Here is an 8850-nt window from a genome sequence, read left to right on the forward strand (position 1 = left end):
AGAAGACGTGGACAGCCGCGTATTGGTTCGCTCGTGATCCTGCATGGCGGGAGTATCGAGAGGACGGCTATTCGCCGCGTGAGGCAATCATAGAAGACCTGGGGCACACCTAATGACCTTCACATCTACCGACCTTCTAGAAATGGCCGACGCATTCGAAGCAACCAGTCGTGTGTATCGCGCCCTCCGACAGGCCGCCTCCGACCGCGAGGATGCGGAGCGGTATAGGTGGTTGCGTGATCAGGCCACGCCGGGGGGTGCCCCTGCCGCAGCATTGCGCTGCATCGATGGTCCCTACTTCAACGAACACATTGCAGGCCAACGCCTAGACGAGGCCATCGACCAAGCCTGCCAGGAGAGCCGCCATGGGTGAGATGACGTTACGAGACGTTAGTGAACAGCTTCGGCACAGGCACGAGTCGCCCGGCCTCGATGAGATGCTTGACGCTTGTGCCGACGCCATCGACGCCCATCTGGCGAAGACCACAACGGTTGCGACGGATGTTGCGGGTCGGGTGGATGCAGACAAGGGGCTTGCCTATTTGCGCAACTTTCGGCCGATTCGCAATGCACTTGACACGTTCGATGCTGGCGACCTTCAGGATTTCGAGGACGGGTTCCGTGCCGCCCTAGCCCATCCCCGCCATGCGGTGCCGGAGTTAATTGTGCCGGGTGGATGGGTATTTATCTCGGCAGACTTCTCAACTCTGGCGAGTGGCCAGACGAAGAGTGGTCGAGTGCTCATCCAGCGCGACAAGGCAGGCACAACGTGGTGGCATTCACTCACCGAAGATCAGAGAGAATCAACGCAGCTTTACATCTATGGCGAAGGCGAGACGATCCAATCCGCCATTGACGACGCTGTCAGCAAGATTGTCGCCGCGCCAGCATCGGGAGGTGGGTGATGGAAGAATGGCAGGTAGGCGAAGGCGGTGTTGGTCATTGCCCTAGACCGGTAAAAACAGAACGTCGGCAGAAGCATGGTAGGTCTTACGTCTACGTTGAGAAAACGGCTTGCAGGTGCGGCAAGTGCAAAATATGCGGATACCCGATGCATAGCGCCGTTCACATGCACGCCTACGGAAATCTTCCCGGCAGCGCTCCATTCGACCACCGTTTCAGCCCGAAGGAAACTACGCCATGACCTCCACTAGCCGCGTGAGTGATAGCAGGGAGGCGTTTGAGGAGTGGGCTGCCGAAGAACATGGCGCTTGGCTGCACAAGGATTCTCACGGGCGATACACCATCCCGGCAGAGGAAAGTATGTGGCTCGGCTGGCAAGCCGCCCTATCGACCATGGGTGACGTGGTGCCTGTCCGTCGTGATGTGTACGAGTTTCTGATGGGAATCGGACCACTCAACGGCCTGCACTTTGGCGAGTCAAGCGAGATTGGTCGACCCTACTGGTGGCGTCACGACCTATCCGCCATCCTGAACCGAGGTGGGAAATGAGCATTGAAGCTTTTCCGCTGCAATGGCCTGACGGCTGGACGCGGACTCCAAGTCACCGTCGCGAAGTGGGTCAGTTCAGTACGACCCTGGGTGCGGCACGAGATGGTTTGATGGCCGAGATTGCGAGAATGGGAGGAAGACTTCCCGTGCTTTCAAGCAACCTCATGCTTCGGAAAGACGGCATGCCCTATGCGCAGCAGTCGAATATCGATGATCCCGGTATTGCGGTGTACTTCACCTACAAAGGCAAGCCGATGTGCTTCGCCTGTGACCGCTACAAGTCACCGGCGGCGAACACGCAGGCGGTGCGTAAGACCATCGAAGCCATCCGGGGGATCGAGCGATGGGGCGCGTCTGACATGATGGAGCGGGCATTCAAGGGATTCGCCCAGCTGGATGCTCCCGCCACAGGATGGCGTGCGGTGCTGGACCCGGAAGACCCGGAAGGTAGCTATAGGCGACTGCGCAAGCAGCACCACCCAGATCATGGCGGCGATGCAGAGAAGTTTCACGCCGTGCAAGAGGCATACAGCCAGTACAAAGGAACCGCCCCATGACCATGACGATTAGTGAGGCGCTATCAGTCGTGGAGGATGTCTCTTCGAAGATAAAGTCTATCGGCTTGCCCGTGTGGTCCGATGCGCTGACTGAGGCTACTTCGGTTATCCGTTCGCGGCTTGAGGTGACGGATGAGATGGCAACTCGCGTGCTTGTGCATTACTACGGCGGTGATGCCAATCCGGCCCTACTGCCGCAGATGAAAGCCGCCCTTGTCGCGGCGCTGGGGGATGAGCATGACCGTACGTGATGAGCTTGAGAAGATCTTCGCATTGGGACACTCAGCCCCAACTGTCGAGGGCATCGAAGCGCTAAAGACTCTTTCCGTGATGTTCCTCCGCGACCACGGCCCCGCGCTGTTGGAGGCGCTTGATCGTGCCAAGGTCACCAACGTGACGGACGAAATGGGAGGTATAGCGCTTGCCATTTGGCAACGCAGCCATCCGATGGCTCATGCTCCTGCCGCGTTTAAGCATGCGATGCAGGCCGCGATAGATCATGCCATCGACCGCGCTCGCAGATCCGGAGGTGACTCGTGATTACTAAGACCTTTCGCATCACGGACGAGGATCTAGCTGCGCTAGAACGCGCCGTTCCTATCATGCATGAGGCCATCTCCAATATGCCTGTCGTCTATTTCCGCCCCGACGTGCAGGTCGCCATGGAGGAAGCCAAGCGCGTCCTTAGCGATGTGCGCTGGGACAATGGATTGTTCCGTGAGATCGATGTCGATGTGGGAGGTGGGGAGTGAATGCTATTCCCAAGATTGCCCACGGCGCCGCTATCGAAGGCGCTCGCGGGGTGGAGTCGTGAGCAACATGGCGATGTGGGTGGGCTGGGTGGTGATCTTGGCTGGCGGAGTAGCGCTATCTGGGTTTCTGCTCGTTCTCGCCGTGGACTATGCCTACGGTAAGGCGCTCAAAGCCTACGGCGGTATTCGGATGTTCAAGCAGTACGTGCGTGACTACAAGCGCTTCACGGACTGGAGCCGGAGGGATGGGAAGTGAAGTCGGTAGCTCCGCCCAGACCCCTTGACATCGTTTTGCTGCCTGCGACCATTCTCCACAATGGTCTCCCTGCGCGTAATCGATGGCACGAAGCCACCTGACACACCTGCCGAGCAGGTGCGCGAGCGAGTCCGAAAGACCAAGACCCCGTACCTGGCGCAGTGCAACCGCTGCGGCGGTCGGGAGACGATCACCGCCTCCATCGGCAAGTCCCGCAACAAGCTGTGCGTGGTGTGCCTGTTGAGTGGGCAGAGGGTGGTTGTCGAGTAGTTCATTGCGGCGAGGGCGGAGGCTGATCCGCTTGGTAGCGTCAGGCACATACGGTAAGCCCGGGGACGCGAACGACCAGCCCAAAGCTCGGGATCAGCACGAGCCGCCGCACTAAGATTCAACCTCAAGCCCCTTAACCGGGGCTTTTTTATTGCCCGAACCGGCGGATGCCGAGGGCGCAACGACCCGGATGGGTCATTCGCTGGCCGGATGGCCGAGGACACCAACCCCATGAAACTGAAGCTGGACGAAGCCGGTCACGTTGTTGTGCAGGACGGCAAGCCCGTCTATATCTCCGAGGACGGCAAGGAAGTCGCTTTCGACGCCCCGGCGACGGTCGCGACGATCACCCGCCTCAACGGCGAGGCCAAGAGCCACCGCGAAGGCAAGGAGGCGGCCGAGAAGGCGCTGAAGGCATTCGAGGGCATCACTGACCCGTCGGCGGCGATCAAGGCACTCGATACCGTCTCCAAGCTCGATCAGAAGAAGCTGGTGGATGCCGGCGAGATCGACACGGTGCGCAACGAAATCAGCAAGTCCTTTGAGGGCAAGCTGGCCGAGATCGAGACCCGCGCCAAAGAACTGGAAGGCCAGCTCTACGCCGAGAAGATCGGCGGCAGTTTCTCCCGCTCCAAGACCATCGCCGAGAAGTTCGCCATTCCCGCCGACCTCGTCCAGGCACGCTTCGGCAGCGCCTTCAAGGTCGAGGACGGCAAGGTTGTGGCCTACGACCCGCACGGCAACAAGATCTACTCCCGCGCCCGCCCCGGCGAGCTTGCTGACTTCGACGAAGCCATCGAAACCCTCGTGGACGCCTACCCCTACAAGGATCAGATCCTGAAGGGCAGTGGCGCGAGCGGGTCGGGTGCGGGTGGCAACTCGGGTGCCGGCAATGGCGGCAAGAAATCCCTCTCTCGTGCGCAGTTTGACGCGCTGGACCCTGCCGGCAGGCAGGCCCACGTCAAGGCCGGCGGCGAAGTCACCGAATAAGCCCCAAGGAAACCCATGAGCAACACTCTCACCGGTCTCATCACGACCATTTACAACGCCCTGGACGTCGTGTCTCGCGAACTGGTTGGCCTCATCCCAGCCGTCTCCAGCGACATGACCTACTCGCGAGCCGCGGTCGGTCAGACCGTGACTTCGCCGGTCGCTCCCGCTGCCACCGCCACGGACATCACCCCGGCCGTCACACCGCCCAACGATGGCGATCAGACCATCGGCAAGGTCGACATGACGATCACCAAGGCGCGCCGCGTGCCGGTCCGCTGGAACGGCGAGGAAAAGAAGGGCCTGGACAACAACGGCGCCTCGTACAACGTCATTCTGCGCGACCAGTTCGCCCAGGCCATGCGCGCGCTCGTCAACGAGTGCGAGGCTGACGGCACGGCGCTGTTCGCCAAGGCCTCCCGCGCCTACGGCACGCCTGGCACGACTCCGTTCGCGACCAACCTGGCCGACACCGCACAGGTCCGCAAGATCCTGGCCGACAACGGCTCGCCGATGGGTGACTTGCAGCTGGTCGTGGACACCGCAGCCGGCGCGAGCATGCGCACGCTGACGCAGCTGAGCAAGGCCAACGAGGCGAACGACGACAGCCTGCTGCGTCGAGGCGTCTTGCTGGACGTGCATGGCTTCGCTATTCGTGAATCGGCGCAGATCAAGACCCCGGTCTCGGGTACGGCCGCCTCGGCAACCACGAATGCGACTGGCTACGCTGTCGGCTCGACGGTGATCACTCTGGCTGCGGCCGGCACCGGTGCCATCCTTGCTGGCGACGTCGTGACCTTCGCGGGCGATACCAACAAGTACGTCGTCGCCTCGGGTGATGCGGACGTCTCCAACGGCGGCACGATCACCCTCGCATCCCCCGGCCTGCGCAAGGCGATTCCGGCCGGCGCCACGGCCATCACGGTGGCCGCGGCTAGCACGCGCAGCCTGGCGTTCGCTCGGTCGGCCATCGCCCTGGCGACCCGCGTGCCGGCTCTGCCGGACGGCGGCGACAGCGCGTCCGACCGCATGATCGTCACCGACCCGGTGAGCGGCCTGTCGTTCGAGGTCGCGATCTACAAGCAGTACCGCCAGGTGCAGTATGAAGTCTCGCTCGTGTGGGGCTGGTCGGCGGTGAAGTCGGAACACATCGGCCTGCTGCTGGGCTAATTGGAGAAGGGCCGGGCAACCGGCCCTTTCCTTTCACGAGGACACGCGATGGAAACGATCAAGGTCAAACCGTGGGGTGAGGATCAGGGCGACTTTGTTCTGGTCAACGCCGAAGACTTCAATGACGCCGTGCATGTTCGCTTTGACGCCGAATCCGGCAAGTCGGGCGAGCCGGGTCTTTCCGCAGCGCAGCTGAAAGACGAACTGAAGAAGCGCAACATCGAATTCAAGGGCAACGCCTCGCGAGAGGTGCTGCAAGGTCTGTACGACGAAGCGGTGGCCGCTGAAGGCGGCGAGCCAGGCGAGGCCGCGTAACCCATGCTTATCGTCGAGGACGGCACCGGAAAGTCCGACGCCGAAGCCTACATCTCGGTCGCCGACGCGGACGCGTATTTTTCTGCGCGCGGCAATGAGGCATGGGCGGCCCTCGACACGACCTCGAAGGAGCAAGCGCTCCGGAAGGGTTCCGACTACATGGCCGGCACATACGGCCCTCAATGGAAGGGCGAGCGCGTAAGCACCACCCAGGCGCTCGACTGGCCGCGCAAGTGCGTGCGCGTCGGGTGCTTCGATCTCCCCAGTACCGCTGTCCCCTCAGCGGTTGCCCGAGCGAACGCCGAGATGGCAGTGCGCTCGATCGGTGGCGACCTGCAAGCCGACCAGTCCTCTCAGGTCAAGCAGGAGACCGTGGGCCCGATCACGGTCGTCTATTCCGATGGTGCGCGGCAGGGCGTGAAGTACGCAGCCGTAGACGGGCTGCTAGGCGCCCTGCTGCGCGGGGGCGGGGTTGGTTCTGTGCAGGTGGTGAGGGCGTGAGCTTCAACTACGCCGGCACAGCCGCCACCGCGACTCGCCTGCTCAAGCGCTTCGGCGCGGCCGCCGAGCTGATCCGCGCCGACGGGCCGCCGGTGTATGACCCGGAGCAGGGTACGACAGTGCCGAGCGAGACCACGGTTCAAACGACGGCCGCTGTCTTCGACTTCGACCAGAAGTACATCGACGGCACGCTGATCCTTCAGGGCGACAAGCAGGCATTCTGCGCGCCCGGGCAGCGGGTCGTGCAGGGCAACAAGCTCAACTACAAGGACGACACGGGATCGATGCGCCGCGCGGAGGTCGTGGCCGTCAAGCCCGTCGCGCCCGCCGGGACTCCGGTCCTGTATGTGGCGCAGCTTCGTGGCTAGCTCGCAGAGCTTTGCGCTGTCGCTCCATGCCTTCGCCAAGAAGGCGCCGGAGAACGCGCGCCAGGTGGTGCGCAAGGTCGCCATTGACCTGCTGACGGCAACCGTCCTGCGGACGCCCGTTGGCAATCCCGACCTGTGGAAGCGCAAGCCGCCTGCGGGGTACGTCGGCGGGCGCCTGCGCGCCAACTGGACGGTGGCACTCGTGGCGCCGGATACAACCACATCCGAGGCCATCGACAAGACGGGCAGCACGACCATCGCCAAGGGATCGCAGACGATCCTTCAGAGCGATGGCGAGGACGACATCTACATCATGAACTCGCTGCCTTACGCCATTCCCGTCGAGTACGGGCATTCGGGCGTGCAAGCGCCGCAGGGCATGGTCCGCGTGTCAGTGGCCGAATTCCAAGCCTATGTCGACAAGGCCGCGGCGAGCCTAGATCGATGAGTAACAAGCTCGTCCGTCGCGCCATCGAGACTAGGCTCGCGGCCTGGGCGGCGGCGCGCACGCCAGCGCTCCGCATCGCTTTCGAGGACGTGCCTTTCACGCCCGCCAACGGCGAGACGTATCTGGAGGTCTTCATGCTGCCCGCAGCCACGGGAAGCGATGACCTCGCGGGCGTGCACCGGGTCTACCGCGGTGTCTACCAGATTAACGTTGTCACGCCTTCGGGGGTCGGCCCCGGCCCGGCCGAGGCCATAGCTGACGAGTTGACCGCGCTCTTTCCGCTCAATCTGCGCATGGCTGTTGGCGGGTTCACCGCGCAGGTTGTCACGCCAGCGACAGTAGCCAAGGGCGAGCCCGACCCACCCACATACACCCAGCCCGTGTCGTTCCAGTACCGGGCCGACACGATCTAACCGCGCGACAACGCGCCGAAGACCAGCCCCGCAAGGGGCTTTTTTTGTGCCCGCGCGCCGGGCTCTCGAACTATAGGACACATACATGTCTGTACAGCTCCCCGATGGGTCCGTCCTGTCGATCGAGGCGTCGGCCGGCACGGCCAAGCCCATCACGGCGATCACCAACGCCAATCCGGCCGTGGCCACCGCGGCAGCGCACGGCTTCACTGACGGTGACTTCGTCAAGATCACCTCGGGTTGGAACCGCCTGAACGGCCGCGTCGTCCGCGTGAAGAACTCGGACACGAACACGTTCCAGCTCGAAGGCGTCGATACCAGCGACGCGCAGAAGTTTCCCGCCGGAAGTGGCGTGGGCTCCGTGCAGGAGGTTGCCACCTGGACGCAGGTCACCCAGGTGCTCGAATTCAGCACGAGCGGCGGTGAACAGCAGTTCGCGACCTACTCGTTCCTCGAAGAGGATGTCGAGCACCAGATTCCGACCACCAAGTCGCCGCAGAGCATCGGCCTCAGCATCGGCGACGACATCTCGCTGCCGTGGTATCCGATTCTGTCGGCGGCCAACGACGACCGCGTGCCGCGTGCCGTCCGCCTCCAGCTCCCCAGTGGCTCGATGATCCTCTACAACGGCTACGCGACGCTCAACAAGACACCGACGGTCACGAAGGGCCAGGTGATGGCCCTGGCCGCGACCGTTTCACTGGTCGGTGACGTCACCCGGTACGCCGCGTAATGGCGAAGATCAAACTGGACCCCAATCCGACCTTTTCCGCGCCGGTGTCCATCCCTGTTCACGGGGGTGAGCCGGTCGCGGTTTCCTTCACGTTCCGCCATCGCACGCGCTCGGCGTGGGAGGCGTGGCTCAAGGACGAACTGCCCGGCATGGAGGATGCGGACGTGATCCGGGCGCTTGCGTGCGGCTGGGAGCTCGACGACGAGTTCACGCGCGAGAACATCGAGCGTCTTCTGGAAAACTACGGCGGCGCGAACATGGCGGTCTTCAACGCCTATGAGCGTGAGCTTTCGGGCGCCCGCGTAAAAAACTGAAGGCGGCGGCCAGGGCGATCTACGAGAAGGAACCGAGCGGCGCGGAACTGGCGTCGTTCGGCTTCCTTCCTTCCGACCTGGACGACACCGCCGTACTCATTTGGCCGGACAACATGCCGGCCGTCGACACGCTCATCGCAATGGGCACGCAGTGGCGAGTTGGTGCCGCCGGTGCCACGGGACTTGACTACGGCGTGATGCCGCAGGTCTTCCGTCTGCTCGCGATCCCCCGAAGTGACTGGCCCGAGACGTTCGATTGCGTCCGGGTGCTTGAGGCCGAGGCCTTGGCGACCATGAGAGAAGGAAAGTAG

17 protein-coding genes are annotated in these 8850 nt (G+C 62.9%); all 17 read left to right on the top strand.

What is annotated here, in order from left to right:
* Nucleotides 1-365 precede the first annotated feature (365 nt).
* On the top strand, nucleotides 366-905 hold the full coding sequence (locus tag ACN9M2_RS07835) for a hypothetical protein (protein ID WP_426287533.1): 540 nt from the start codon (nucleotides 366-368) through the stop codon (nucleotides 903-905).
* A 235-nt stretch (nucleotides 906-1140) separates the two neighbouring features.
* Nucleotides 1141-1452: a hypothetical protein gene (locus ACN9M2_RS07840; protein WP_426287534.1), complete on the top strand. Its 312-nt coding sequence runs from the start codon at nucleotides 1141-1143 to the stop codon at nucleotides 1450-1452.
* Nucleotides 1449-2009 (top strand): J domain-containing protein, encoded by a 561-nt coding sequence (locus ACN9M2_RS07845; protein ID WP_426287535.1) that lies wholly within the window; start codon nucleotides 1449-1451, stop codon nucleotides 2007-2009. Before ACN9M2_RS07840 ends, ACN9M2_RS07845 begins: the two co-directional genes overlap by 4 nt.
* Complete coding sequence (locus tag ACN9M2_RS07850) at nucleotides 2006-2260, top strand: hypothetical protein (protein ID WP_426287536.1); 255 nt, start codon at nucleotides 2006-2008, stop codon at nucleotides 2258-2260. The genes ACN9M2_RS07845 and ACN9M2_RS07850 overlap by 4 nt, the downstream gene beginning before the upstream one ends.
* On the top strand, nucleotides 2247-2549 hold the full coding sequence (locus ACN9M2_RS07855) for a hypothetical protein (RefSeq protein ID WP_426287537.1): 303 nt from the start codon (nucleotides 2247-2249) through the stop codon (nucleotides 2547-2549). Before ACN9M2_RS07850 ends, ACN9M2_RS07855 begins: the two co-directional genes overlap by 14 nt.
* On the top strand, nucleotides 2546-2761 hold the full coding sequence (locus tag ACN9M2_RS07860) for a hypothetical protein (RefSeq protein WP_426287538.1): 216 nt from the start codon (nucleotides 2546-2548) through the stop codon (nucleotides 2759-2761). Before ACN9M2_RS07855 ends, ACN9M2_RS07860 begins: the two co-directional genes overlap by 4 nt.
* Before the next feature lie 58 nt (nucleotides 2762-2819).
* Nucleotides 2820-3017 carry a hypothetical protein gene (locus tag ACN9M2_RS07865; RefSeq protein WP_426287539.1) on the top strand — a complete coding sequence of 66 codons (198 nt, stop codon included), beginning with the start codon at nucleotides 2820-2822 and terminating at the stop codon, nucleotides 3015-3017.
* A 501-nt stretch (nucleotides 3018-3518) separates the two neighbouring features.
* A complete protein-coding gene (locus ACN9M2_RS07870; protein WP_426287540.1) occupies nucleotides 3519-4277 on the top strand; it encodes a DUF6651 domain-containing protein in 759 nt (252 codons plus the stop codon).
* A gap of 15 nt (nucleotides 4278-4292) precedes the next feature.
* Nucleotides 4293-5447 carry a hypothetical protein gene (locus ACN9M2_RS07875; RefSeq protein WP_426287541.1) on the top strand — a complete coding sequence of 385 codons (1155 nt, stop codon included), beginning with the start codon at nucleotides 4293-4295 and terminating at the stop codon, nucleotides 5445-5447.
* Nucleotides 5448-5495: 48 nt separating this feature from the next.
* The gene (locus tag ACN9M2_RS07880; RefSeq protein WP_426287542.1) at nucleotides 5496-5762 is read left to right on the top strand and encodes an SAP domain-containing protein; all 267 of its coding nucleotides are present in this window, start codon (nucleotides 5496-5498) and stop codon (nucleotides 5760-5762) included.
* A 3-nt stretch (nucleotides 5763-5765) separates the two neighbouring features.
* Nucleotides 5766-6263, top strand: coding sequence for a DnaT-like ssDNA-binding protein (locus tag ACN9M2_RS07885; RefSeq protein ID WP_426287543.1), 498 nt, complete (start codon nucleotides 5766-5768; stop codon nucleotides 6261-6263).
* A complete protein-coding gene (locus ACN9M2_RS07890) occupies nucleotides 6260-6631 on the top strand; it encodes a hypothetical protein (protein ID WP_426287544.1) in 372 nt (123 codons plus the stop codon). The genes ACN9M2_RS07885 and ACN9M2_RS07890 overlap by 4 nt, the downstream gene beginning before the upstream one ends.
* Complete coding sequence (locus ACN9M2_RS07895) at nucleotides 6609-7079, top strand: hypothetical protein (RefSeq protein ID WP_426287545.1); 471 nt, start codon at nucleotides 6609-6611, stop codon at nucleotides 7077-7079. The genes ACN9M2_RS07890 and ACN9M2_RS07895 overlap by 23 nt, the downstream gene beginning before the upstream one ends.
* On the top strand, nucleotides 7076-7492 hold the full coding sequence (locus ACN9M2_RS07900; RefSeq protein ID WP_426287546.1) for a phage tail terminator-like protein: 417 nt from the start codon (nucleotides 7076-7078) through the stop codon (nucleotides 7490-7492). The genes ACN9M2_RS07895 and ACN9M2_RS07900 overlap by 4 nt, the downstream gene beginning before the upstream one ends.
* An 85-nt stretch (nucleotides 7493-7577) precedes the next feature.
* Nucleotides 7578-8225 (top strand): phage tail protein, encoded by a 648-nt coding sequence (locus ACN9M2_RS07905; protein ID WP_426287547.1) that lies wholly within the window; start codon nucleotides 7578-7580, stop codon nucleotides 8223-8225.
* Complete coding sequence (locus ACN9M2_RS07910; protein WP_426287548.1) at nucleotides 8225-8539, top strand: phage tail assembly chaperone; 315 nt, start codon at nucleotides 8225-8227, stop codon at nucleotides 8537-8539. The genes ACN9M2_RS07905 and ACN9M2_RS07910 overlap by 1 nt, the downstream gene beginning before the upstream one ends.
* Nucleotides 8540-8652: 113 nt before the next feature.
* Complete coding sequence (locus tag ACN9M2_RS07915) at nucleotides 8653-8850, top strand: DUF1799 domain-containing protein (RefSeq protein WP_426287549.1); 198 nt, start codon at nucleotides 8653-8655, stop codon at nucleotides 8848-8850.

Source organism: Luteibacter sp. E-22, assembly GCF_049913125.1.
Lineage (GTDB): Bacteria > Pseudomonadota > Gammaproteobacteria > Xanthomonadales > Rhodanobacteraceae > Luteibacter.

What these genes read in the sequence shown, in the direction of transcription:
- ACN9M2_RS07835 (WP_426287533.1), top strand. Translation starts at nt 366, where the DNA reads ATGGGTGAGATGACGTTACGAGACGTTAGTGAACAGCTTCGGCACAGG.
- ACN9M2_RS07840 (WP_426287534.1), top strand. Translation starts at nt 1,141, where the DNA reads ATGACCTCCACTAGCCGCGTGAGTGATAGCAGGGAGGCGTTTGAGGAG.
- ACN9M2_RS07845 (WP_426287535.1), top strand. Translation starts at nt 1,449, where the DNA reads ATGAGCATTGAAGCTTTTCCGCTGCAATGGCCTGACGGCTGGACGCGG.
- ACN9M2_RS07850 (WP_426287536.1), top strand. Translation starts at nt 2,006, where the DNA reads ATGACCATGACGATTAGTGAGGCGCTATCAGTCGTGGAGGATGTCTCT.
- ACN9M2_RS07855 (WP_426287537.1), top strand. Translation starts at nt 2,247, where the DNA reads ATGACCGTACGTGATGAGCTTGAGAAGATCTTCGCATTGGGACACTCA.
- ACN9M2_RS07870 (WP_426287540.1), top strand. Translation starts at nt 3,519, where the DNA reads ATGAAACTGAAGCTGGACGAAGCCGGTCACGTTGTTGTGCAGGACGGC.
- ACN9M2_RS07875 (WP_426287541.1), top strand. Translation starts at nt 4,293, where the DNA reads ATGAGCAACACTCTCACCGGTCTCATCACGACCATTTACAACGCCCTG.
- ACN9M2_RS07880 (WP_426287542.1), top strand. Translation starts at nt 5,496, where the DNA reads ATGGAAACGATCAAGGTCAAACCGTGGGGTGAGGATCAGGGCGACTTT.
- ACN9M2_RS07885 (WP_426287543.1), top strand. Translation starts at nt 5,766, where the DNA reads ATGCTTATCGTCGAGGACGGCACCGGAAAGTCCGACGCCGAAGCCTAC.
- ACN9M2_RS07895 (WP_426287545.1), top strand. Translation starts at nt 6,609, where the DNA reads ATGTGGCGCAGCTTCGTGGCTAGCTCGCAGAGCTTTGCGCTGTCGCTC.
- ACN9M2_RS07900 (WP_426287546.1), top strand. Translation starts at nt 7,076, where the DNA reads ATGAGTAACAAGCTCGTCCGTCGCGCCATCGAGACTAGGCTCGCGGCC.
- ACN9M2_RS07905 (WP_426287547.1), top strand. Translation starts at nt 7,578, where the DNA reads ATGTCTGTACAGCTCCCCGATGGGTCCGTCCTGTCGATCGAGGCGTCG.
- ACN9M2_RS07910 (WP_426287548.1), top strand. Translation starts at nt 8,225, where the DNA reads ATGGCGAAGATCAAACTGGACCCCAATCCGACCTTTTCCGCGCCGGTG.
- ACN9M2_RS07915 (WP_426287549.1), top strand. Translation starts at nt 8,653, where the DNA reads ATGCCGGCCGTCGACACGCTCATCGCAATGGGCACGCAGTGGCGAGTT.